The sequence below is a fragment of the Pseudomonas sp. 58 R 3 genome (assembly GCF_900006605.1).
Taxonomy (GTDB): Bacteria; Pseudomonadota; Gammaproteobacteria; order Pseudomonadales; family Pseudomonadaceae; genus Aquipseudomonas; species Aquipseudomonas salomonii.
The window spans coordinates 156419-180632 of record NZ_CVTT01000085.1 but is presented as its reverse complement, the minus strand read 5'-3'; the positions used below and the strand labels follow the sequence as shown (position 1 = coordinate 180632).

The following is a 24214-nucleotide window of genomic DNA, read 5'->3' as shown; positions in this document are numbered from 1 at the left end:
GTTATAATATAACATGTCTTTTTATTTCCAACGACGGACCTGCTCATGAATGCGCTGACTCTGCCGGATATCGCCGCGCAGGCTTCACGGCAAGCCTTGCCGCTCGACTGGGTGGGCATGTGCGGCATCGCCCTGCCAATCGTCATCGACGGCCAACGCCTGACTGCCACCGCCGATGCAGGCGTAAGCCTGGACGATGGCGAGGCCCGTGGCATTCATATGTCGCGCCTGTACCTGGCCTTGGAAATGCTCGACCAGCAGCTTCTTACACCTGCACTTCTGCGTAATGTACTGCAGCGCTTTCTTGAGAGTCATGAAGGATTATCTAAGAACGCCTACTTGCGCATTCACACGGATTTGTTACTCAAACGCCCGGCCTTGGTCAGCCCGCTGGCCGGTTGGAAAGGCTACCCGGTGTGCATCGAAGCGCGTCTGGAAAACCAGATGTTCCACGTGGAACTAAAAATTGACGTTACTTATTCTTCAACTTGCCCTTGCTCGGCCGCGCTCGCCAGGCAGTTGATTCAGCAGCAATTTCTTCAGGATTTTGCCAACACGCCGTTGCAGCACGAGGACGTTTTGACCTGGCTCGGCAGCGCCAACGGCATCGTCGCCACGCCTCACAGCCAGCGCAGCAGCGCCCAACTGTCGATCCAACTGGACGCCAGCCACAACACCCTGCCGCTCACAGACTTGATCGACACCGTCGAAGCCGCCCTCGGCACCGCCGTGCAAACCGCTGTAAAACGTGCGGACGAACAAGCCTTCGCCTTGGCCAACGGGCAGAACCTGATGTTCTGCGAAGACGCCGCCCGCCGCCTGAACCTCGCCTTGAAACGCTCGGATGCCGTCAAAGCCTTCCACCTGAAAGTGATCCACGCCGAAAGCCTGCACGCGCACGATGCCGTGGCTGAAAGCCGCTGGAAGAGAGACTCTGCATGATCACCTGCAACGCTTTGCGCTGGGGCGCCCCTGGGCAACCACTCACCCCTGCGCTGGATCTAAGCCTGGAAAAAGGCAGCCTCACCGGCATCATTGGCGCCAACGGTACGGGCAAGAGCAGCCTGCTCAAAGTTATTGCCGGGCTGCAAAAGCCATTGGCGGGCAACGTCAGCCTGGATGTTCCACGTCGTGGCGGCTTGTCGTTCCTGCCGCAGCAGCAACACCTGGACCGGCAGTTTCCGATCAGCCTGCAAGAGTTGGTCGCCGCCGGCTTCTGGGGCACCAAGCTCAGCCCGGAACAACGCAGCCAACGTCTGCAAGCTGTGTTGGAAGACTGGTGCCTCACCGGCCTGGAGCATCGACCGTTGATGGCGTTGTCTGGCGGCGAACTGCAACGCGCGCTGCTGGCGCGCATGAGCCTGGCTCAAGCACCGGTGTTGCTACTCGATGAACCTCACGCCGCCCTCGACGAGGAAGGCCAGGCGCTGTGCTGGAAACATGTGCACGCCTGGCACGATGAGGGCCGCACGGTGGTGATCGTTTGTCATGACCTCGCCTCCGTGCGCCACCACACTCAGGATGTGGTGCAGATCAAAAACACCGGCTGCGTGTTCGGCCCCAGCAAAGAGCTGATCCGCCCGCAACCGCATATGCAGGTGGCCTGATGCACTTCGCCGCCCACCTGTGGATGCCGTTTCAAGATTTCGTCTTCATGCGCCGCGCCCTGATTGGCGGGCTGGTGCTTGCGTGCAGCACTGCGCCGCTGGGTGTGTTCCTGATCCTGCGGCGCATGAGCCTGATCGGTGACGCCGTCGCCCACGGCATCCTGCCCGGCGCCGCGCTGGGCTTTTGGTTCGCCGGTATCAGCCTGCCGGCCCTGACCATCGGCGGCCTCGGCGCCGGCCTGGGCATGGCCGGTTTGTCGGCGTGGATCACCCGCCGCACCGGCCTGCGTGAAGACGCCAGCCTCGCCGCCGTCTACCCGATCTCGCTCGCCGCCGGCGTACTGATCCTGGGCATCGCCGGCAAGCGCCTGGACCTTCTGCACCTGCTGTTCGGCTCTGCCCTGGCGGTGGATGAAACCACCCTCACCGGCATGCTCTGGGTCTCGGGTTTCAGCCTGATCGCCATGGCGCTGATCTACAAACCGCTGCTGCTGGACACCCTTGATCCGCTGTTCCTGCAAACCGTCAGCCGTCTCGGCCCACTCGCCCACGGGTTATTCCTGACCCTGGTGGTGCTGAACCTGGTGATCGGCTTCCAGGCTATCGGCGCGTTGATGGTGGTGGGTTTGATGATGTTGCCGGCGATTGCTTCACGCTTCTGGAGCCGACGCCTGCCGGTGTTGATTGCGGTATCGGCGGTGCTGGGATGCCTGTCGGTGTGGTTTGGTTTGCTGCTGTCGTTCTACTACTCACTGCCCAGCGGCCCGGCCATCGTGCTGGTGGCTGGCGGCGGGTATTTGCTGTCCGTGGTTTTCGGCCCGGTGCACGGCTTGCTGCGCCGCCCGCCCTCTCTTACATCCCAATGAGGTGTTTCCCGATGCGCGCTTTACTCGTGCTGTTCAGTCTTCTGCTGCCCTTGTCGATGGCCCAGGCCGCCGACAAACTCCAAGTGGTCACCAGCTTCAGCATTCTCGATGACATCACCCACCAGATCGGTGGCGACCATATCCAGATCAGCAACATGGTCGGCCCCGACTCCGACGCCCACACCTATGAGCCGACGCCGGACGATGCCAAGGCGCTGCTCAAGGCCAAGGTCATCATCAAGAACGGCCTGGGCTTCGAACCCTGGCTGGACCGCCTGGTTACCAGCACCGAAACCAAGGCCACGGTGGTCACCGCCAGCAAGGGCGTGATCTCCCACACCATGGAAGAAGACGGTGAAACCATTCCGGACCCACACGCCTGGCACAACCTGGCCAACGCCGAAATCTATGTGAACAACATCACCAAGGCACTGGTGGCAGCCGACCCGGCCAACAAGGCTGACTATCTGCGTAACAGCCAGACCTACCTGAAAGAAATCTACCGCTTGCTGGCCGAAGCCAAGACCAAGTTCGGCGCGCTGCCGGCCGGCAACCGCCGCATCGTCACCTCCCATGACGCCTTCGGTTACCTGGGCCAGGCCTATGGCATCCAGTTCCTGGCGCCACAAGGCCTGTCGACCGAACGCGAACCTTCGGCCGCTGAAGTCGCTGCGCTGATCACCCAGATCCGCAAGGACAAGGTCAAAGCCGTGTTCATGGAAAACATCAAGGACTCGCGCCTGCTCAAGCAGATCGCTGACGAAAGCGGCGCGCAGATCGGCGGCACGCTGTACTCCGACGCCCTCGCCGCCGAAGGCCCGGCGAGCACCTTCACCGGGCTGTTCGAGTACAACCTCAACACCTTGTGCGCCGCCCTGAGCAAGCCATGACCCTGAGCATGCTCGACCTGGAAGAGGCTGCCCTGGGCAGCCGCTTTCCACTCGAACCCGTACTCGACGCGCTGCCGTGGAACAGCGATGGCCTGATTGCCGCCATCGCCCAGCAACACGGCAGCGGCGTTGTGCTGATGCTGGCCTGGATGAATCGCCAGGCGCTCAGCGAAACCCTGGCCACTGGGCACGTCTGCTACTGGTCGCGCTCGCGCCAGCAACTGTGGCGCAAAGGCGAAAGTTCCGGCCACTGGCAACAGTTGATCGAGGCGCGCCTGGATTGTGATGGCGACGCCGTGCTGCTGATCGTCGACCAGCAAGGCCCGGCCTGCCACACCGGGCGGCCGACCTGTTTCTACAACGCCATAGATGGCGATCACGTTCACATTATTACGGAGCCTGTTGCATGATTCGCAAGAACCCTTCCGGCGACTTGCCGGTGATTGCCGAGTCGGCCTACGTCGACAAGACCGCGATCATCTGCGGCAAGGTCATCATTGGCGAGAACGTGTTCGTCGGCCCCTACGCCGTGATCCGCGCCGACGAAGTCGACGCCACCGGCGACATGGACCCGATCACCATCGGCGCCAACTCCAACATTCAGGACGGCGTGGTGATCCACTCCAAATCCGGTGCGGCGGTGACGATTGGAGAGTTCACGTCTATCGCGCACCGCTCCATCGTCCACGGCCCCTGCACCGTCGGCGACCGCGTTTTCATTGGTTTCAACAGCGTGCTGTTCAACTGCGCCGTCGGCGACGGCTGCGTGGTGCGCCATAACTCGGTGGTCGATGGGCGCGACTTGCCCGCCGCCTTCTACGTGCCCTCCACCACCCGCATCGGCCCCAATACCGACCTGTCGCAATTCCCGCCGGTGAGCGTCAGCGCCTCGGAGTTTTCCGAAGACGTCGCGCGTACCAACGTCGACCTGGTACGTGGTTACAAAGCCCTGCAAAACGAGTTCTGAACCATGAGCCGCCTGCTGATCCGCAACGCCCGCCTGGTCAATGAAGGCCAGGAATTCGACGCCGATGTGCTGGTCGCCAATGGTCGCATCGAGAAGATTGCCGCCAGCCTTAAAGGCTACAACGAGCCTGTGGAAATCGACGCCCAAGGCCAGTGGCTGCTGCCGGGCATGATCGACGACCAGGTGCACTTTCGCGAACCTGGCGCGCCGGACAAAGGCAGTTTCTACAGCGAATCCCGCGCGGCGGTGGCCGGTGGCATTACCAGCTTCATGGACATGCCCAACACCAGCCCGGCCACGCTGAACCTCGAAACACTGGCCGATAAAAAGCGCCGCGCCGCGTTGCACTCGGTGGCCAACTACGGCTTTCACTTCGGCGTGAGCAACGACAACCTCGACGTGGTTGCCGCCCTCGACCCGCGTGAAGTGGCCGGGGTTAAAGTGTTTATGGGCGCCTCCACCGGCAATATGCTGGTGGACGACCCACGGATTCTGGAGCGGCTGTTTGCGCAAGTGCCGACGCTCCTGCTGGCCCACTGCGAACACACGCCGAGCATCCTGGCCAACGAGCAACGCCTGCGCGAGCGTTTCGGCGAACAGATTCCTGCCGTCGCCCACCCGCTGATCCGCGATGCCGAAGCCTGTTATCGCTCGTCGTCCTTTGCCGTGGAATTGGCCAAGCGCCATGGCACGCGCCTGCATGTGCTGCACCTGACCAGCGCCCGCGAACTGGCATTGTTCGAAGACAAGCCTTTGGCCGAAAAGCACATCACCGCCGAAGTCTGCCTGCACCACCTGCTGTTCGATGACCGTGATTATCATCGCCTCGGCCACCAGATCAAATGCAACCCGGCGATCAAGAGCCGCGCCGACCGCGACGCGTTGCGCCTGGCCTTGTTGAGTGATCGTCTGGATGTGATCGGCACCGACCATGCGCCGCATACCTGGGCGCAAAAACAGTTGGGCTACCGTGAAGCGCCGTCCGGGTTGCCGCTGGTGCAGCACGCGTTGCCGGCGTTATTGGAATTGGTCATGGACGGGCATTTGCCCCTGACCACGCTGGTGGCAAAAACCAGTCACCGGGTGGCCGATTTATTCGCCATCCCGGACCGTGGTTACTTGCGCGAAGGTTATTGGGCCGACTTGGTGCTGATCAAACCCGAGCCTGAAGGTAAACCCGTCAGTAGCCAGCCGATCCTCGCCCGCTGCGGCTGGACACCGTTCGCCGAACGCAGCTTTCGCCACAGCGTGAGCACCACGCTGGTGTCCGGCCACCTGGCGTGGCACAACGGCCAGGTGGTCGACAGCTGCCAGGGCTTGCCCCTGCATTTTTTGCGTTAGGCGCGGGGTTTTACCGTACCGCAATCGTTACCCAGCCACTGGGCGTGGGTGTCCAGGCTGCCCTTCTGCTGGACGCCCGTGGCATTGAAAGTACCGTTTACCCTGGTAGTGAATTCCTGCTGGCTCTGGAAGGTTGCAACGCCAGTGCCCTGGGCTTTCGGGCAGCTGAAACGGAATTTCCATTGGTTGCCGGTCTTGTCGGTCACTTCCTGCTTGCAGCCCGATTGCGGGTCGGTCAGCGGGATCGAATCAGAGGCGACCTGGGCGGGCGTCAAGCAAACCTGCACGCCTTTACCGGCCATGGTGATGCCTTGTTTTTCCAGCATCGCACGCTGCTCAGGGGTCATCTGTTGCTTGAGCTGACCGAGGATCAGCGAAAGGTCCGGCAAATCCTGGTTATCGACTTTCATATTGCTGGTGGTCAATTCCCACAAGCCCGGCGCCAGCATCTGCGCCTGAGCCGCCACGGGCAGCGTCAGTCCAACAACCATGGCCAAACCAAGCAGACGAGCATTCATCGGGTAACTCCTGGGTAATTGTGGGCGTTAGACGCCGCAAAGCCGCCAGTGTTGCACGGCAAATAAAATAGCGACATTCGCTGTGGAACATGGTCTGTTAGGCACTCGATTGCCTGGAGTCATGTCGTTCATGGATTTTTTTGGCCCGCACCTGCTCGCCTACTTCATTGCCACGCTGCACTTTCTCGGGACGCTGGCGGCGATCCACGCGGTACTGACGGTCAGGACCGCCCAAGGCTCGATCGCCTGGGCCCTGTCGCTGATGTTCATGCCTTACCTGACGCTGATCCCGTACCTGATCTTCGGCCGCAGCACCTTCGATGCGTACATCCAGGCCCGTCGCCAGGCTAACCAGGAAATGCACACCGCCATCACCGAGCTGAACTGGCGCCCATGGGTCGAAGAAGCCCTGGCCGCGCGCAACTCCAGCGCCTACGGCTCCTTGCGCGCCATGCCCAAACTGGGGCGCATGCCGTGCCTGGCCAATAATGAAGTGCGGTTGCTGATCAATGGTGAAGCCACATTCAGCGCGATTTTCGACGCCATTCGCAATGCCAAAACTGCAGTGCTGTTCCAGTTTTTCATCATTCATGACGACGAGCTTGGCAGACAGCTGCACGCGCTGCTGAAGGAAAAAGCTGCCGAAGGCGTAGATATTCATGTGCTCTACGACCGCATCGGCAGCCACGCCCTGCCCCACCGTTACGTGCAATCGCTGCGCGACGCCGGGGTCAAAGTCAAAGCGTTCGCCACCCGCAGCGGCTGGCTTAACCGTTTCCAGGTCAACTTTCGTAACCATCGCAAAATCGTGGTGGTGGACGGCATTACCGGCTTTGTCGGCGGGCACAACGTGGGTGATGAATACCTGGGCAAAAAGCCGCCGCTGGCACCCTGGCGCGACACCCATGTGCAGGTCACCGGCCCGGTGGTGGCGTGCCTGCAGGAGTCATTTGCCGAAGACTGGTTCTGGGCGGCGCGCGAGCTGCCGCCGCTGATTTTGCCGGACACTTACCCCGAAGACGGCGTGCTCTGCCAGTTGCTCGCCAGCGGCCCGGCCGACCCGTATGAAACCTGCTCGCTGTTTTTTGTCGAAGCCATTCATGCGGCGACCGAACGCGTGTGGATCACCAGCCCGTATTTCGTGCCCGATGAGGCGGTGTTCTCGGCCTTGCGCCTGGCCGTGCTGCGCGGTGTCGACGTACGCCTGTTGCTGCCGTCGCGCCCCGATCACCGTATCGTTTATGCGGCCTCCAGCCTTTATGCGATCGAAGCCGTCCGCGCAGGCGTGCGGGTGTTCCGCTACAAGCCAGGCTTTTTGCACCAGAAAGTGGTGTTGGTGGACAGCGAAATCAGCGCCATCGGCAGCGCGAACATGGACAACCGTTCGTTCCGGCTGAATTTTGAAGTGATGCTGCTGACGGTGGACGAGGCGTTTGCCAGCGAGGTGGAGCAGATGTTGCTGGATGACTTCGCCCTGGCCCATGAAGTCAGCCAGGAAGAAAGTCGCGAGACTCGGCGCCTGCAACAACTGGGCATGCGGGTGGCGCGGCTTATCTCACCCATTCTTTGATACAGCACAGAACAAATGTGGGAGCGGGCTTGCTCGCTCCCACATTTAGATCTTCAGCACTTTTATAACCGAGTTTCAGCGGTAGATATCTTCCCGCGTCCACGGCAATTCATGGCTGCCGTCGGCATGGGGTTTCACCGCCAATATCTGGTGCAAATTGATCCAGCCCCGCGCAAACGCATACGCGCAACCGGCCAGGTACAACCGCCAGATCCGCAGTGCCTGCTCCGGCACCATCTTCGCCGCCGCTTCGAGGTTGTCTTCCAGGCGCTCGCTCCAATGATCCAAGGTGCGCGCGTAGTGCAGGCGCAGGCTTTCGACGTCGACCACTTCCAGCCCGACTTCGCTGATTTCGGCGGTCATCATCGCCAGGTGCGGCAGCTCGCCGTTGGGGAAGACATAACGCTCGATAAACTCGCCGGCGCCACGGCCCACGGGTCGGCCATCGGTGTGCTTGGCGGTAATGCCATGGTTCATCACCAGGCCGCCTTCGCGCACCGCGCCAAACAGCGTCTTGCAATACTCCGCCAGGTTGGCGTGGCCGACGTGCTCGAACATGCCCACGCTGACGACTTTGTCGAAGCGACCGTCTTGCGGCAGGTCGCGATAGTCGAGCAGTTGCAGGTCGACCTGATCTTGCAGCCCTTCAGCTTTAACCCGCTCCCGAGCCAGCGCCAGCTGTTCCTTGCTCAGGGTAATGCCAAACACTTTGACCCCAAACTCACGCGCCGCAAACCGCGCCAGCCCGCCCCAACCACAGCCAACGTCGAGCAAATACTCACCCGGCTGCAGCCGCAATTTGCGGCACAGATGGCGAAACTTGTCTTGTTGGGCCTGGTCGATGGATTCGCTGCCGGTTTCAAAGTAACCGCAGGAATACGCCATGTCCTGGTCCAGCCATAGCTGGTAGAACTCGTTGGACAGGTCGTAATGGTAGGAAATAGCCGCTGCGTCAGTGGCCTTGTCGTGGATCGAGCGCACCGGACGATTCCCCTCGTCGTCGTCGATCAGGGCATGACTCAACTCGTCACATACCCGGATAACCTCGGAGATGGAGCCTTCCAGCTCCAACTTGCCCTCGACGAAGGCTTCGCCCAAAGCATCGAGCGTTGGATGGGTCAGCCTGGACACGACCGTGGGGTCCTTCACCACGATGGTCACACTGGGCTCGGGGCCCAAGTTGAATTCATGGCCGTCCCAGAGTCGAAGACGCAGCGGTAGCTGAAGATTCTGTAAGGCCGGTGGAAGTTGCGCGAGCATGAATAGTCCCCCCCTTGTTTCAGACGTCTGGAGTGAGGGTAGACCATCCGAAGACAAAGTAGGAGGCTATCGATTTAATAGCCTTCTTCTATGGGGCTCGGCGCTCGAGCAACCCATCCTGGATCCACTGTTTCAGCCATGTCACTGCTTGCAGTGGTGCACCCTCTGCATAAGTGACTACCAGCGCTTCGCACAGTTCTGAAAAATTCCAGCCGGTGGTCACCATTCCTGCCAAGGCACAGGCTTCAGCGGGCTCCAGGCTGCGGTAATGGCACACGTTGTGGTGGCGCCATACCAGGCAAATCTGCGCCAGCTCCAGCGCATGACTGTCGGGAAACTCCGACTCATCCTTGCTCGCCCGCCAGATTGCCACGGTATTGAAGTGACATAGCACCTGCTGCACCGACGGCGCCAGGGTGACCTGCAACGCCGGCCACTCTTCGGGCGCCAGTTGCGCCATATCATCAAGGGCCAGCGGCTCACCCTGCGGCGCATCAAACGCCAGGGTAAACGCCCATTCCAACCGCGCCAGCTCAGCCAGCGGCACGCTCTGCTCAGCCACCAAATGCTCGACGATAAACGCCGGGAACCGCTCACCCAGCCAACGCAGGCTGTAATGGGCGGACGGATAACGGCGCAAATAGGCTTGTGTGAGTGAGGCGAACTCATCATCGCCGAGCCAATACCAAATGGCACCGAAGTCATGGCGCAGCACTTCCTGCAAGCGCGACAGGTAGGCGTTGTGATAAATCGCCAGGCCCGTGTCCACATCCAGGGTCGGCCCGCCCAGCAAGGTAGCGGCGAAACCACTGTTGGCGACTGAGTTTTCAGATAACAGGTGTCGCTCAAAGGCCAGCTGCCAATCGGTCAGGCGCATAACGATCTCCGGGCCAAGGCGGTCGCGCCCAGTTCACGGGCCTTGCTCAACTCGGTGAGCAGTTCTTCGAACGGTGGGAAATGGTCATCGCGTTCCAGCAAGGTCGACACCGGCCCCAGATGCTCAAGCGTCTGCTGATAAAGCGCCCAAACCGGGTCGCACACCGGATGGTCATGGGTATCGACCACATAGTCGCCGTAGTCCATATGCCCGGCCAAATGCAGCTGGCGGATACTCTCGGGCGGCAAACTACGGATAAAGGTCCAGGCATCAAAGCCGTGGTTGCGCGAGCTGACATACACGTTGTTCACGTCCAGCAGCAGCTGGCACCCGGTCAGATGAGCCAAGGCATTGAGGAATTCCCACTCGGTAAACTCATCGGCCTTGGAGCGCACATAGCTGGAGACGTTTTCCAGCACCAGTGGGCGTTGCAACACATCCTGCACTTGGCGCACGCGGCCGGCCACGTGGTAAAGGCTTTCTTCGGTGTAAGGCAGCGGCAGCAAGTCGTGCAACTGATGGGCACTGCCACGGCTCCAGCACAGGTGATCGGAGATCCACGCAGGCTGAATGCGCTCGGCAAGCTGTTTGATTTGTTTCAGGTAATCGGTATCGAGGGCATGCGGCCCGCCGATGGACAAGGACACACCGTGCATCACCAGGGGATAACGCTCGGCTATCGCGTCCAGGTAATACAAGGCTTTACCGCCCTGGACCAGATAATTCTCGGAGATCACTTCGAACCAATCCACGGCCGGCGATTGTTCAAGGATCTGCTGGTAGTACTCACTGCGTAAACCCAGGCCGTAACCCAGACTTGTAAGGGAAGCGGACATCACACACTCCTGGGCAAAGTGTCCGCAGCGGTGGGGGGCATCCGCTGCGGGAGCACTGAGTTGCCGGTTATTCGCCGACTTTGCCGCCAGCCTTGGTGCAAGCATCTGCACTGGCCATAGCCTTAAAGCCCTGACCTTTGCACGAACCTTGACCTTTGCAGGCGTGGTCCTTGGTTTTGCAATCGTTCTGGCCTTTGCACGCGTTGATGCCGTAGCAGTGCACAGCGGTGTCAGCGGCTTGAGCCTGAGTGACAACACCAGCAAACATGGTAGCGGCGGCCATTGCGAGGGCGGCACCAGCAGCAGCGGATTTGAAGTTCATTTTTGTATTCCTCATGATCGGTAGTGGAATCGGTCTGAACGGATTGCTCAGTCTCGACATACCACTAGAGTGAGGTCCCTCACCGGCGTTACAGCCGTGTGCAAATATTTCTGAAATTTATTCATCCAGCTTCAAAAGCGGCTCCTGGAAGCGCAGCAAACGCCCGGCATTGCCCAATACCAGCAGGGTGCTGAGGTTATGCAACACCGCCGCAATCATTGCCCCGGCAGCGCCCAGCCAGCCAAACGCGGCGAACACCACGATGGCCAGCGTCCAGCCCAGGCCGATGATCACGTTGACCTGCAACGTGTGCCGGCACTGGCGGCTCAAGCGCACGCAGGTGCCGAGGCGGCGCAAATCGCTGCCGATCAGCACCACGTCCGCCGACGCCAGGGCGATGTCCGCACCGCCTGCGCCCATGGCCACACCCACCACGCCCGCCTTGAGTGCCAGGGAATCGTTGATCCCGTCACCCACGACCATAGGGCGGAAGCCACTGCTGATTTCTCCCAGCACGCGGTTGAGCTTGTCCTCCGGCAAAGCCTGCGCTTCGACGTCGCTGATACCTACGTCGAGCGCCAGGCTGTCGGCCACGCTCTGGCGGTCGCCGGTCAGCAGCAGTTGGCGGCCCAGGCCGAGGTCGCGCAGCTCTTGCAGCGCCTGGCGTGCTTCCGGCTTGACGCTGTCAGCCAGCAACAGCCAGGCCAGGAATTGCCCGTTCAACGCCAGCCCGGCAATCGGGCCGTCATGGTTCGGGACTGTCGTCGTGACAATACCCAACTGCTCGAACAACTCCGGTCGCCCCAGCGCCGCCTCGCCCTGCCCGGTTTGCGCCACGACGCCAAGCCCCTGGCGTTCGTGAATATCCGTCAGCACCAGCATCTGCTCTTGCGTGGCCAAACCGGCCAGCGCACGGCTGACCGGGTGACTGCTGGCCGAACCGAGGCTGGCGGCGAGATTCAACAACACCTGCCGATCCGGTGCCGTGGTTTCGATGGACTGCAAACGCAGCGTGCCGAAGGTCAGCGTGCCGGTCTTGTCGACCACCAACGAGGTCAGGTCCGCCAACTCCTCCAGAAACGCCGAGCTGCGAATCAAAATCCCATGGCGCGCGGCCACGGCAATCCCGGCAATCGCTGTGGCCGGCGCCGACAGCACCAAGGCACACGGGCACGCCGCCACCAGCACCGCCAACATCGCCTGGGCGTCATTGGTGACAAACCAGGTCACCGCCGCCAGCAGCAACACCAACACCATATAGCTGCCGGCATAACGCTCCAGCAGCCGCGTGATGGGTGGCTTGGAGCGTTCAGCGTTTTGCATAAGCGCAATGACCTTGCCCAAGGTCGATTCATCGCCGGTGCGGGTCACTTGCAAGCGCAACAACCCATCCAGGTTGATCGCCCCGCCAAACACCTGCACACCGACACTGGCTTCCAACGGCACCGACTCACCCGTGATGGGCGCCGTGTCCAGGCTCGCCTGGCCCGACAGCACCACGCCGTCGGCGGGCACGCGATCACCGGCGCGCACTTCGACAATATCGCCGGTGTTCAGCGTGCCGTTATCCACTTCAATAATGCTGCCATCGGCCTGCACCAACCGCGCATGGCTGCGGGTCAGTTTGCCCAGGGCGTGAATCGCTTCCTGGGAGCCGATCACGCTGCGCTCTTCCAGCACATGGCCGAAGATCATGATGATCGGCAACAACGCGGCGGTCAGTAGATCACCCGTCGCCCAGGCACCCATCATCGCCAGGGCGATCAACTGATCGGTGATGCCATGCAGGCTGGGGTAACGCAGGCTGTACCAGGCCGAGCGCATCACCGGCACGGCCACCAGCAGGGACGCAACGCCGAGCAGTAATTGGCTGACGCCGGTCTGGTCCGGCGCAAGCCAGCGCCAGACCAGACCAAGCACCAGCAGTCCCAAGGCCAACATGGCCAGGGTCAATTGCCGGGCAGCGCTGCGCTGCTCGGCGGAGGTCAACATGGGCGCGCTCATTGCTCGGCTCCCTGAATGATCAAGCGGGAGTCGTCTTTAGGGTCGACGGTGGTCACGGAACCTGCCTGGCCAAGAATCTTCGGCAAGCGCTCGCGGTACAGCCGCAGCAACAAGCCCGGGTCTTTCACCTGCGCCAGGCTGGTAACAGTCGCGGTTTGCGCCTGGGCGTTGGCCAAGCGTTCGCTGGCCTGGGCGTGGGCAACCTGCACCAGCCGATCGGCTTCCTGATTGGCGGTCTGGGTGAGTTTTTCCGCTTCGGTGCGCGCATTGGCCACGGCTTTGTCAGCTTGCTGGCTGGCCGTCAGCACGGCGTTGAAGGCATTGACTGCCGGGCCTGGCAGGCTCGATTGCACATCCACGCGGGTGACTTCGATGCCCAAGCCCAACCCCGTCGAAGCCAGCTCCGCCAGGCGTTTATTGATACCTTGCACCAAGTCACCGCGCAGCCGCTCACGGCGCTCGGCGGCGCCGTTGTCGGTGCCGATCAGTTCAGGGCGCGCCACCAGAATCGTGTCCAGGTCGCGCGCGGCGGTCAGTGCCACCGCGCTGCGCGTCACCAGCCGATCCAGGGCCGGCAGCACATGCTCGCCCTGCAACACAAAGGCGTAAGGTTCCGTGACCTTATAGAACACCCGCACATCCAGCTGCACCACACCGGCATCGCCGGTCAGCAAATAGCCTGAACCGGCCAGCGCATCGCTCAAGGGCGTAGCAAAACTGGCCACGCGGTCGGCCTGGATCGCTGCCTCGGAGCGCAACAAGTTCTCCACACGCCGCTCGATCACACGGTCCGCCGCCGGCAACAGCACCACTTGCTCGAAGGGCTGAGGCCATGCCAGCAACAGCCCGGCGTTCTGGATGCGGTCAAGCGCGCCGAAGTGCAACACCACGGCGCGGTTTTGCGGGTCGATCTGGCGCACATTGGAAAACGCCCAGGCCAACGCCGCCAACACCGTCACCGCGTACAGCGCCAGGAAGGTCAGACGCCCGGCCTGGATCCACGGGCTGTCCGGGCCGTCACGCTCGGTCATGGCTGAACATCCTTGGGCCCGTCTACCAATGCACGAAACGGCGCAGCATCGGTGCGCAGGATGATCTTGGTGCCCGGCGTGACCACCGTGCCCAAGGTATCGAGCGAGCGCAGCAGGTTGTACAACTGCGGGTTGCCGGCGTAGGCACGCCCGTAAATCTGCGCCGCCTCAACCCGCGACTGGGCTTCGATATCAGCGGCTTTCACCGTGGCATCGGCCTGCACGATGCGCGCATCACGCTCGGCAGCGGAGCGAATCTGCGCCGCTTCACGCTTGCCCACGGCGGTGCGTTCAGTGGCGATGGTTTCGCGCTCGGCACGCATGCGGTCGACGGTGGCGGTCAAGGTGACGGAAGGCAACGTCAGGCGTTCGACACCCACTTGCGCCACGCGCACGCCATAGGTGGTGAGCAATTGTTGATCAATCTGCTGGCGCAGCTGGGCTTCAAAATCAGCGATGCGCACCTGGCTGGCGTCGGTGTTGATCAGGCTCGACAGGTCGAAGCTGGCCGCCGTGGTTTCCAGCGCCGATCCGACAAAGGTGCGAATCTGCCGCGCCGCTTCATCCGGCTGGTTCTGCACCGCCCGCATAAAGCGCTGCACATTGTCGGCATCGCCCTGCACCTGCCACGCCACGTAGGCCTGCACAATAATGCGCAGGCCATCGCGGGTGCCCACATCCTGCAAACCGCTGGAAGTGGTGCGCAGGCGCAGGTCCACCGGGATCGCCGCTTCGAACGGCGCCGGCCAGCGCCAGCCCAGGCCCGGCTCCAGCAATACCCGCGCCGGGTTGCCGAAGCGGGTAATCACCGTGGCTTCACCGGAACGCACCTGCACCAGGCTCGCCGCCGCGACGGCAAACAACACCAGCAACACCGCCCAGGCCATGCGCCGCCAAGGGAATGGGCCAGCGGCCTGTTCGTCGCCATGGTGGTGATGATGGTGGCCATGATGAGGGTGATGACCGTGATCGTGAGAATGTGCGCTCAACAGACAGACTCCTTATTGAACGGCTTTACGCGGCGCCATCGGGTCGGCCGGCAAAGTAAAAGAACGCAGATCGATCGTCGGCGCGCCATCGGCGCCCAGGCGGTGATCCAGAATAAGCAGCTTGGCGTGGGCCAGGCCTTGGCTGAGTTGGCCCAGGTACTGTTCCAGCACAAAGGCACGACCCGCCGTGGCGTAGGCTTTTTGTTCGGCGGTAAAACGCAGGTCGGCCGCTTGGGCGCCCGCGTTTACTTCACGGGCAGTGGCCAGCGCCTGGTCGCGGGCGGTGCTGGCTTGCAGCAACGCCTGGTTGGTTTGCTCGCTGGCAGCCCCGCGTTCGCGGGAGATCAGCGCCTGGGCGCCAATTTGTGCCGCCTGCACACCGTGATAAGCATTGGCAGCACCGGCCGGTGGGTGAATCGCTTCGACTACCGTGGCCAAAATCTCCACGCCGCTGTCGAGTTTTTGCAGGTCCGCCTGCACCGCGCGGCCTACTTCGTCGGCGAGGCTGGTGCGTTGCTCACCGAGCAATTCGTCGAGGGTGCGCGACGCAAAATCATGCACAAGGATGCGGCTGGCGGTGCTGCGAATCAGCGTCGGTACATCCGCGCTGTTATAGGTGGCGGCCAGCGCAGCCTTGTCCGTCAGGCCGATGCGGTAGACGAAACGCACATCCATATTGACGATCTGGAAGCTCTGCTTGTCGCCGCTGCTGCTGGCGATCACTTGGGACTTGTCATTCACATGGCTGGCGTCCCACAAGCGGTTGGCGATTAGCGGCGCCGGGCCTTCCGCCGAGGCCAACTCCGGTGCGGCCGCCTCGCTGACGCTGGTGGCCAGTTCATGCACCACGCCGTTTTCCACGCTCAGCACGCGACCCAATGGCCAAGGCAACCCGGCATGCAAGCCCGGCCCGAACACCTGCACGGGTTTGCCGAAGCGCTCATAAATCCCACGGCCTTGCAGGGGCACTTCGTGCACGCCGGTCAGCGCCCAACCTACCGCCAGCACCACCAACAGCACCGGCAAAAATGCCCGGCGCATGTAGGTAAACGCCCAGATCTGGCGCAAGTCGATGCCGAACCGGTTGTGCAATTCGTGCTGCAACGCCAGCAAGGGTTGGGGTGGCCAACGCAGCAGGCCCGCGATAAAACTTTGCGCCATCAAGCGCGGCTCGAGGCGCGGCTGGCGCGGGCTGAACAGTGACAGCACGCCTCGTAGCAGAAACTCCAGCGCCACCAGCGCGGGCAACAGCCCCGTCAACACGGCCAGGCGCAGCGGCCACACGGATTCGGCACCGGCAAACAGCAGGCAGATCGCACTGAGCACCAGGCTGACAATCGCCACGCGGCTCAACTGCGCCAGCTGTGACGCTTCCGGCCATTGCGCAGCGGTTTCCTGGGCCAAGCGTCGCTCGAACACCAACAAGCCAAAGGCCAACGCCAGGGCCAGCGCCGCGCCGATGCTCGCCGATTGCCCCAGCGCGGCGGCGGGCAAGGCCAGGTTCCAGAATTCGATGATGCTGATCAGCGCCAGCAACGACCAGCCGCACAGCCACAGCACCGGCGCGCCAACCTGTGACAGCACGCCGCTGCCAAACCGATTGAGCGCCCGTGCGAACGCGCCAACCTCTTCGCCGGACGCTTCGATCAGTTCAGCCGAGGGCGTTTCCAGCGCCTGGGCGCGCCAATCCGCCACCCACCACGCCGATTGCAACCCGGCCACCAGCACCAGCAAGGCCGACGCGCAGTTGATCAGCACCACCGGCCAGATCGACAGCGGCGCGAACAGCGCGACAAACAGCGCCAGCACCCAACCGGCCACGGCCAGGGCCGTCAGGCTGATGCCCGCCTGGCGCAACCGGCGGGCATGAAACAGCCCTTGTTGAAAACGCGGAAGGCCTTCAACCGAAGCGCCGTCAGCTTCCAGATCCACTTGCATCCACTTAACGTCCGCTTACATACAATTGGTTACGATATAACACGCAGCGTGAAATTTTTGTCCGAAAACAGCGTAAATCCCTTGTGGGAGCGGGCTTGCCCGCGATAGCGGTCTGCCAGTTTTTGAGGGCAGCCAATTTTTCCTGTGGCGAGCAGGCTCGCCCTGCGTTGGGCTGCGAAGCAGACCCAAACCCAGACGCTGAGTTCTAACAGGAAAATTGCAGTGCCTTTACTGGGGCCGCTTCGCAGCCCAACGCAGGGCAAGCCTGCTCGCCACAACGGCTCACCTGCCACAGATTTCGTGTCAACCGGCTGTGTAGATACCTATGCCCATCGCAGGCAAGCCAGCCCCCACATTTATTCTGTGGTGCGCCCTGAATAGTGATTAAACCCCCAGAAACACGAGCCATCACTGGTGCAGGCACGGATTAATCGGCACACTCCAAACAGTTTTTCGCGGGCCCATGGACAAGGAAGCGTCATGATTTCGATCTACCAGCTCAAACCGCGTTTTCAGAACCTGCTGCGCCCTCTTGTGCAGCGCCTTTACGACAACGGCACCACCGCCAACCAGATCACCGTGCTGGCCGGCGTCGTTTCCTTGCTGGTCGGCCTGTTGATCGCCAGCTTTGCCCAACACCTCTGGCTGTTTGCACTGATCCCGCTGTGGATGATCCTGCGCATGGCCCTCAATGCCATCGACGGCATGCTCGCACGCGAATTCGGCCAGCAATCACGCCTGGGTGCGTACCTTAATGAACTGTGCGACGTGATCGCCGACAGCGCGTTGATCCTGCCCTTTGCGCTGATTCCCGGCGTGAGCCTGGCGCCGGTGCTGCTGGTGGCGTTGCTTGCCGTGTTCAGCGAATACGCCGGTGTGCTGGGGCCGATGGTGGGGGCCTCACGCCGCTATGACGGGCCGATGGGCAAAAGTGATCGGGCGTTCGTACTCGGCGTGCTCGCCACTGGCGTGGCGCTGGGCTGGCTCGGCGCCGGCGGGGTCGACGCGGTGATGTGGCTGGTCGCTGCCCTGCTCGCCTACACCTTGGTCAACCGGGTGCGTCAGGGCCTCAAAGAACAACAAGAAACCTCACCGATTGCATAAGGATTTTTGCGATGCGCGAACAGCAAGAGCACACCTTCGGTACCCATGATGGCGTCGAGCTTTTTTATCGGCACTGGCCGGCCACTGCGCCTGAGGGCGACGCGCCGCGCAAGGCGATCCTGCTGTTCCATCGCGGCCATGAGCATTCGGGCCGTATTGCCCACCTGGTCGACGAGCTCGACCTGCCGCAATTCGATTTCTTCGCCTGGGACGCCCGTGGCCACGGCCAATCGCCGGGCGCGCGCGGTGACAGCCCAAGCTTCGCCACCAGCGCCCGCGACGTGCAGACCTTCTGCGAACACATCGGCGCCACTTACGGCATAGAAGAACAAAACTTCGCCGTCATCGCCCAGAGCGTCGGCGCGGTGATCGCGGCCACTTGGGTACACGACTACGCGCCAAAAATCCGCGCACTGGTGCTCGCTTCCCCGGCATTCAAGGTCAAGCTGTACGTGCCCTTCGCCCGGCCTGGGCTGGCGTTGATGCGCAAGTTTCGCGGCAACTTTTTCGTCAACAGCTACGTCAAGGCCAAGTTCCTCAGCCATGACCCGGAGCGCGTCGCGTCCTATGACAGCGACCCGCTGATCACCAAGGCGATTTCGGTGAATGTGCTGCTGGGTTTGTACGAAGCCGCCGACCGGGTGGTCGCCGATGCCCAGGCGATCCAGGTGCCGACGCAATTGCTCATCTCCGGCTCCGACTTTGTGGTGCACCGCAAACCCCAGCAGCAATTTTTCGACCGCCTGGGCAGCCTGAAAAAAGAGCTGCACATTTTGCCCGGCTTTTTCCACGACACCCTTGGCGAGCGCGACCGTGCCGTGGCCGTGAGCAGCGCCCGGCGCTTTATCCTGCAGAACTTCCAACACCCGCTGGACCGCGCCGCCCTGCTGGATGCCGACAAAATGGGCGCCACCTGCGCCGAGTCCGAAGCCCTCGCCGCGCCGCTGCCGCGTAACTCCCTGCGCGACCTGTACTGGCGCATGACCCGCGCCAGCATGGGCCTGGGCAAGAACCTGTCGGACGGGGTGAAACTGGGTTTCGACACCGGCTTCGACTCCGGCAGCACCCTGGACTACGTGTACCGCAACACGCCCACCGGCAAGGGCGGGCTGGGGCGAATGATCGACACCAATTACCTCAACTCCATCGGCTGGCGCGGCATTCGCCAGCGCAAGTTGAACGTCGAGGAACTGCTACGGCTGGCCATGGCCAGGTTGCGTGCCGATGATCGCGAAGTGCGCATTGTCGATATCGCCGCCGGCCACGGGCGCTACATTCTCGAAGCCTTGCAGGGCGTTTCGCCGCTGCCGGAATCAATCCTGCTGCGCGACTACAGCGACATCAACGTGCGTGACGGCGGAGCGCTGATTCGCGAGAAAGGCCTGGGGGACATCGCGCAGTTCGTCAAAGGCGATGCGTTTGATCGTGCGGACCTGGCGGCGCTTGAGCCCAAGCCAACCTTGGCGGTGGTGTCCGGGCTGTATGAGCTGTTTGCCGATAACGGCATGGTCGGCGGGTCGCTGGCAGGTCTTGCCGAAGCCGTGGAGCCCGGCGGGTATCTGGTCTACACCGGCCAGCCGTGGCACCCGCAACTGGAACTGATCGCCCGCGCGTTGACCAGCCATCGCCAGGGCCAGGCCTGGGTAATGCGCCGTCGCAGCCAGGCCGAAATGGATCAATTGGTCGAGGCGGCGGGCTTTCGCAAAATCACCCAACGTGTGGATGAGTGGGGCATTTTCACCGTGTCCCTGGCGCAGAAGATCTGAGCATGCGCGAACCCGGTTTATTGAAACCCGCCGTCCTGTGGCTGCTGTTGTTGGCGCCGCTGTTTTTCAGCACCTACGGCTTTGCCACCTGGGTCACCAGCCAGCGCAGCGACGTCGGCACGCTGGTGTTCGGCTGGGAAACCCATATGCCGTTCTGGGCCTGGACCATCGTGCCCTATTGGTCCATCGACCTGCTCTACGGGTTTTCGCTGCTACTGCCCACTACTCGCCATGAGCTCAAACAACACGCGTTGCGCCTGCTCAGTGCGCAAGTCATTGCCGTGAGCTGCTTTTTGATCTGGCCGCTGCGTTTCACCTTTGAACGGCCGGAGCTGGATGGTGTATTCGGCTGGCTGTTTGCGGTGCTGGCCGGCTTTGATAAACCCTTCAACCAGGCACCATCGCTGCATATCGCGCTGCTGGTGATTTTGTGGGTCATGTACCAGCGTCACACCCAAGGGTTCTGGCGTTGGCTGGTGCATGGCTGGTTTGTGTTGATCGGTATTTCGGTGTTGACCACTTATCAACATCACTTTATCGACTTACCCACAGGCGCGCTGGCGGGTTGGTTGTGTGTGTGGCTGTGGCCGGTGGAACATCCGAGCCCGCTGTTGAATGCACGGCTGACGCGGGACACAAAACGATGGCGACTGGGCATGCGCTACGGCCTTGGCGCTTTAGTGCTGGTGATCCTGGCCTGGGTGCTGCGTGGCGGGTGGTTGTGGCTGCTTTGGCCAGCGGTTTCCTTGGGTTTGATCAAGGCTAACTACTTTGTGCTCGGCGCGGCGGGCTTCCAGAAGCGCAAAGACGGTCGGCTCACGCCAGCGGCGCGCTGGCTGTATGCACCCTACTTGGCGGCCGCGTGGATAAATTCCCGGCTCTGGACACGTAAACATCCACAGCCCGACCAGATTGTGGATAACGTCTGGCTTGGTCGAATCCCTGCCACCGGCGAGCAAGGTTCCTTCACGGCCATCGTCGATCTGTGCGCCGAATTGCCGATTAATCCACAGGGCCGCGCTTATGAATGCGTGCCCGTACTCGACCTGATCGCGCCAACGCCTGAGCAATGCCTGCAAGCTGCCGAGGCCATTGAACGCCTGCGTTCAAGCGGCCCGCTGCTGGTGTGCTGCGCCCTTGGCTACTCGCGCAGCGCCACCGCCGTCGCCGCGTGGCTGCTGCACAGCGGGCGAGTTGCCACGGTCGACGAGGCACTGGCTATTATTCGTACAGCACGGACCGAAGTGGTTCTGCATCCTGCTCACCGTAAAGCGTTGGAGGGTTTGCCCCATGCCCGCTGATATGGAACTCCAGGTCGTTGCCAGCCTGCTGCGACGTGGCCGTTCGCTGGATCAGTTATCCACAGGCCTGACCGTGGCTGGTGTGTTGTTCGGCCTTGCTCAATTGCTGTTGGCCAGCGTTTCGACCCTGTGCCTGCTGCTCAGCCTGTGGATGATTATTCTCGGCCTGCTGCAAAAGTACTGGGCCTTGCGCGTGGCCTTCGACGCCGACCTGTTCGCCCTGCTGGCCCGCGACACCGAGCGCACAGCCGATCTCGACCAAGCCTTGCAGAGCATCGGCCTGCAATCGCCCAAACGCGCGGGCCGGCTCTGGACCGAACGCCGTCGCGGCGCGCTCAAACTGCTGCGCAAACAAGCCTGGTTGCTGGCCGCGCAAGCGCTGCTGACCCTGGCCGTGATCCTCGCCAGCCCTTGGCTACCTTTCGCCGGATAAGGAATCCCCATGTTCGAACCCGTGGTCGCCACCCTGATTACCTCGATGGCCCGCACCGTTACCGGTGCCCGTAGCCTGTGGCTGGGGTGCGCGCCGGTGCCGGTGCAGCGCATCTACTTCGCCAACCACAGCAGCCACGGTGATTTCGTCTTGCTATGGGCGTCGTTGCCGCAAAACCTGCGCAAATTCACGCGCCCGGTGGCCGGCAGTGATTACTGGAACCAAAGCGCACTGCGCCGCTACATCATCAACCGCGTGTTCAACGGCGTGTTGATCGACCGTGAGCGCAAAGACCCTGTGGATAACCCCTTGCAGCCGATGCTGGCCGCGTTGGAAGGCGGCGATTCCTTGATCATCTTTCCCGAAGGTACGCGCAACCTGGAGGACGGTTTGCTGCCGTTCAAAAGTGGCCTGTATCACCTGGCCAAAAGTTACCCACAGGCCGAATTGATTCCGGTGTGGATCGCCAACCTCAACCGGGTCATGCCCAAGGGCCGCGTACTGCCGCTGCCGTTGCTGTGTACCACCAGCTTCGGCGCGCCGCTGCAATTGGAAGAAGGCGAAGACAAAACCGCCTTCCTTGCCCGCACCCGCGACGCCCTGCTTGCCCTCGCTCCGGAGCATGTCTGACATGGATAGCCAAACCCTGATGTTGTTCGGCGGGATCGGCGCGATCCTGGTGCTCGCCTCGCTGATCGGCCTGATCCTCAAACTGCGCACCCGTGGCACACCCAATGCGGTGGTCGACAACCTCAACGCCCGCATCAATGCCTGGTGGGTAATGGTGGTGGTGATCGGTATCGCCTTCTGGCTCGGCACCGGCGCGGTGATCCTGCTGTTCTATGCAGTGTCGTTCTACGCCCTGCGCGAATTTCTTACCCTTACGCCGACACGGCGCAGCGACTACCCGGCGCTGGTGGCGGCGTTTTACCTGGCGCTGCCGCTGCAATACCTGCTGATTTATGCGGACTGGTACGGGCTGTTCTCGATCTTTATCCCGGTGTACGTGTTCCTGCTGCTGCCGATCCTCGCCTCACTGGGTGGCGACAGCACGCACTTTCTGGAGCGTGCGTCGAAGGTGCAATGGGGCCTGATGATTGCGGTGTTCTGCGTGTCGTTCGTGCCCGCCTTGCTCACGCTCGACATTCCCGGCTACGAAGGCCGCAACCTGTTGCTGATCGCTTACCTGGTGATCGTGGTGCAACTGTCGGACGTGCTGCAGTACGTATGCGGCAAGCTGTTCGGCAAACACAAGATCGCGCCCAATTTGTCGCCGTCCAAAACCGTAGAAGGCTTTGTCGGCGGGATTCTGCTGTCGTCCCTGATCGGCGCGGCGCTGTGGTGGACCACGCCGTTCAACCCGTGGCAGTCATTCCTGATCGCGCTGCTGATCAACCTGCTGGGCTTCGCCGGCGGCATCGTGATGTCGGCGATCAAGCGCGACCGAGGCGTGAAGGATTGGGGGCACATGATCGAAGGCCACGGCGGGATGTTGGACCGCCTGGATTCGGTGTGCTTTGCCGCGCCGATTTTCTTCCACCTTGTGCGCTACTGGTGGACTTGAGACACGCACTCTCTCAAGCCCAACACAGATCAATTGTGGGAGCTGGCTTGCCTGCGATAGCGCAGTCTCAGCCAGCATCACTTTTGGGTGTGCCACCGCCATCGCAGCATAGGTATCTACACAACCGGTTAACACGAAGTCTGTTGCAAGTGAGCTGTTGTGGCGAGCAGGCTTGCCCTGCGCTGGGCTGCGAAGCAGCCCCAGTACAGGCACTGCAATCTTCCTGAAAGAATTCAGCGTCTGGTTTTGGGGCTGCTTCGCAGCCCAGCGCAGGGCAAGCCTGCTCGCCACAGGAGAAAGTGGCGGCCTTTAAAAGTTGTGTAGATACCTATGACCATCGCAGGCAAGCCAGCTCCCACAGTGGTTTTGCAGTGCTTTCGAGGGCTCAGCAAAGTCTGAAACCACCGTTCCTACCTCCTGCGTCCCTTTCTTTCGCAGGACATTTCCGAGAGAATCCCAACCGCTTGTGCGCTGCCTTTTCGATGGCTAGTCTGCGTTGGTCACTGTCAATTCAGTGACCGGGTTTAGCAGCTCGAATGTACATTGGTTTATTGGAGTTATTGCAATGACCAAAGTGAAACCCAAAGCACCCCATTCTTTTTTTATTACCCATCCCGAACTCAGTCTTGAGGATGCCCTCGCTTATGCCTCAGAACTGCTCCGTTGCGCTGAAGCATTGGATGAGTCGCCCAAGGCAGCCGGTTATCTGATGGAAATGGCCAAAGTGATGGTGGACCGCTCACTGGAATGCATGAGCAACTCATGAAAATGTAATGAGCGGGCTTGCTCGCGATAGCGGAGTGTCAGCCAGCATCACTTTTTGGTGTGCCACCGCCATCGCAGGCAAGCCAGCTCCCACAGGGTTTTGTGGTGTATTGGGAGGCCCCCGCTCAATCCGAAACCTTGCTTCACGGCCAACCTTTCGATCGGTTTTGCGGCACGCCTCACCTTTGTGCAACACGCCTGAGCACGCTGACCACTTCACGTCATCTTTTGTATCAAAGACGCGTGTAAGATAGGCCGCACTTTG

24 protein-coding genes are annotated in these 24214 nt (G+C 61.7%); 15 read left to right on the top strand and 9 right to left on the bottom strand.

The annotated features are described in order from the left end of the window. Positions 1-45: 45 nt before the first annotated feature. The 7 genes from folE2 to BFP92_RS28460 are packed head-to-tail and all read left to right on the top strand — an operon-like array spanning position 46 to position 5671. Positions 46-942 carry a GTP cyclohydrolase FolE2 gene (gene folE2, locus BFP92_RS28490; RefSeq protein WP_065932046.1) on the top strand — a complete coding sequence of 299 codons (897 nt, stop codon included), beginning with the start codon at positions 46-48 and terminating at the stop codon, positions 940-942. Further along, positions 939-1607, top strand: coding sequence for a metal ABC transporter ATP-binding protein (locus BFP92_RS28485; protein ID WP_065932045.1), 669 nt, complete (start codon positions 939-941; stop codon positions 1605-1607). Before folE2 ends, BFP92_RS28485 begins: the two co-directional genes overlap by 4 nt. Beyond that, positions 1607-2473: a metal ABC transporter permease gene (locus tag BFP92_RS28480; protein WP_065932044.1), complete on the top strand. Its 867-nt coding sequence runs from the start codon at positions 1607-1609 to the stop codon at positions 2471-2473. The genes BFP92_RS28485 and BFP92_RS28480 overlap by 1 nt, the downstream gene beginning before the upstream one ends. A gap of 11 nt (positions 2474-2484) precedes the next feature. After that, positions 2485-3363 carry a metal ABC transporter substrate-binding protein gene (locus BFP92_RS28475; protein WP_065932043.1) on the top strand — a complete coding sequence of 293 codons (879 nt, stop codon included), beginning with the start codon at positions 2485-2487 and terminating at the stop codon, positions 3361-3363. Continuing rightward, positions 3360-3773, top strand: a complete 414-nt coding sequence (gene hisI, locus BFP92_RS28470; protein WP_065932042.1) for a phosphoribosyl-AMP cyclohydrolase — start codon at positions 3360-3362, stop codon at positions 3771-3773. The genes BFP92_RS28475 and hisI overlap by 4 nt, the downstream gene beginning before the upstream one ends. Further along, positions 3770-4330 carry a gamma carbonic anhydrase family protein gene (locus BFP92_RS28465; RefSeq protein ID WP_017135756.1) on the top strand — a complete coding sequence of 187 codons (561 nt, stop codon included), beginning with the start codon at positions 3770-3772 and terminating at the stop codon, positions 4328-4330. The genes hisI and BFP92_RS28465 overlap by 4 nt, the downstream gene beginning before the upstream one ends. Before the next feature lie 3 nt (positions 4331-4333). Beyond that, positions 4334-5671: a dihydroorotase gene (locus tag BFP92_RS28460; protein WP_065932041.1), complete on the top strand. Its 1338-nt coding sequence runs from the start codon at positions 4334-4336 to the stop codon at positions 5669-5671. Here BFP92_RS28460 and BFP92_RS28455 read toward each other — a convergent pair. After that, on the bottom strand, positions 5668-6189 hold the full coding sequence (locus tag BFP92_RS28455) for a DUF3617 domain-containing protein (protein ID WP_065932040.1): 522 nt from the start codon (positions 6187-6189) through the stop codon (positions 5668-5670). The genes BFP92_RS28460 and BFP92_RS28455 overlap by 4 nt on opposite strands. 130 nt (positions 6190-6319) lie before the next feature. Between BFP92_RS28455 and cls the strand changes: the two genes are divergently transcribed. Next, positions 6320-7759, top strand: coding sequence for a cardiolipin synthase (gene cls, locus BFP92_RS28450; protein WP_065932039.1), 1440 nt, complete (start codon positions 6320-6322; stop codon positions 7757-7759). 75 nt (positions 7760-7834) lie between these two features. Here the strand turns inward: cls and cfaB are convergent, their stop codons facing one another. The 8 genes from cfaB to BFP92_RS28410 all read right to left on the bottom strand — a co-directional run bounded on the left by cfaB (position 7835) and on the right by BFP92_RS28410 (position 17016). Beyond that, positions 7835-9019, bottom strand: a complete 1185-nt coding sequence (gene cfaB / locus BFP92_RS28445) for a C17 cyclopropane fatty acid synthase CfaB (RefSeq protein ID WP_065932038.1) — start codon at positions 9017-9019, stop codon at positions 7835-7837. Positions 9020-9107: 88 nt separating this feature from the next. Beyond that, on the bottom strand, positions 9108-9896 hold the full coding sequence (locus tag BFP92_RS28440) for an HvfC/BufC N-terminal domain-containing protein (protein WP_065932037.1): 789 nt from the start codon (positions 9894-9896) through the stop codon (positions 9108-9110). Then, complete coding sequence (locus BFP92_RS28435) at positions 9887-10732, bottom strand: MNIO family bufferin maturase (RefSeq protein WP_065932036.1); 846 nt, start codon at positions 10730-10732, stop codon at positions 9887-9889. The genes BFP92_RS28440 and BFP92_RS28435 overlap by 10 nt, the downstream gene beginning before the upstream one ends. A 67-nt stretch (positions 10733-10799) precedes the next feature. Beyond that, on the bottom strand, positions 10800-11054 hold the full coding sequence (locus BFP92_RS28430) for a BufA2 family periplasmic bufferin-type metallophore (protein ID WP_017135097.1): 255 nt from the start codon (positions 11052-11054) through the stop codon (positions 10800-10802). A gap of 117 nt (positions 11055-11171) precedes the next feature. Beyond that, on the bottom strand, positions 11172-13058 hold the full coding sequence (locus BFP92_RS28425) for a cation-translocating P-type ATPase (RefSeq protein WP_065932035.1): 1887 nt from the start codon (positions 13056-13058) through the stop codon (positions 11172-11174). Next, positions 13055-14089: a protease modulator HflK gene (locus BFP92_RS28420; protein WP_056860926.1), complete on the bottom strand. Its 1035-nt coding sequence runs from the start codon at positions 14087-14089 to the stop codon at positions 13055-13057. The genes BFP92_RS28425 and BFP92_RS28420 overlap by 4 nt, the downstream gene beginning before the upstream one ends. Further along, positions 14086-15078, bottom strand: a complete 993-nt coding sequence (locus BFP92_RS28415) for a protease modulator HflC (RefSeq protein ID WP_065932034.1) — start codon at positions 15076-15078, stop codon at positions 14086-14088. The genes BFP92_RS28420 and BFP92_RS28415 overlap by 4 nt, the downstream gene beginning before the upstream one ends. 12 nt (positions 15079-15090) lie before the next feature. Then, positions 15091-17016, bottom strand: a complete 1926-nt coding sequence (locus BFP92_RS28410; protein WP_065932033.1) for a protease modulator HflK — start codon at positions 17014-17016, stop codon at positions 15091-15093. 480 nt (positions 17017-17496) lie between these two features. Between BFP92_RS28410 and BFP92_RS28405 the strand changes: the two genes are divergently transcribed. The 7 genes from BFP92_RS28405 (at position 17497) to BFP92_RS28375 (ending at position 23950) form a co-directional block, all read left to right on the top strand. Then, complete coding sequence (locus tag BFP92_RS28405; protein WP_065932032.1) at positions 17497-18120, top strand: CDP-alcohol phosphatidyltransferase family protein; 624 nt, start codon at positions 17497-17499, stop codon at positions 18118-18120. An 11-nt stretch (positions 18121-18131) separates the two neighbouring features. Further along, on the top strand, positions 18132-19886 hold the full coding sequence (locus BFP92_RS28400; protein WP_065932031.1) for a bifunctional alpha/beta hydrolase/class I SAM-dependent methyltransferase: 1755 nt from the start codon (positions 18132-18134) through the stop codon (positions 19884-19886). A gap of 2 nt (positions 19887-19888) precedes the next feature. After that, a complete protein-coding gene (locus BFP92_RS28395) occupies positions 19889-21187 on the top strand; it encodes a phosphatase PAP2/dual specificity phosphatase family protein (protein WP_065932030.1) in 1299 nt (432 codons plus the stop codon). Continuing rightward, entirely contained in the window at positions 21177-21620 is a 444-nt protein-coding gene (locus BFP92_RS28390; protein ID WP_065932029.1) for a hypothetical protein, read from the top strand. The genes BFP92_RS28395 and BFP92_RS28390 overlap by 11 nt, the downstream gene beginning before the upstream one ends. A 9-nt stretch (positions 21621-21629) precedes the next feature. Next, positions 21630-22250: a lysophospholipid acyltransferase family protein gene (locus BFP92_RS28385; RefSeq protein ID WP_065932028.1), complete on the top strand. Its 621-nt coding sequence runs from the start codon at positions 21630-21632 to the stop codon at positions 22248-22250. A 1-nt stretch (position 22251) separates the two neighbouring features. Then, complete coding sequence (locus BFP92_RS28380; RefSeq protein ID WP_017135107.1) at positions 22252-23184, top strand: phosphatidate cytidylyltransferase; 933 nt, start codon at positions 22252-22254, stop codon at positions 23182-23184. A 565-nt stretch (positions 23185-23749) separates the two neighbouring features. Further along, positions 23750-23950 carry a DUF3077 domain-containing protein gene (locus BFP92_RS28375; protein WP_065932027.1) on the top strand — a complete coding sequence of 67 codons (201 nt, stop codon included), beginning with the start codon at positions 23750-23752 and terminating at the stop codon, positions 23948-23950. The last annotated feature ends 264 nt before the right edge of the window (positions 23951-24214 follow it).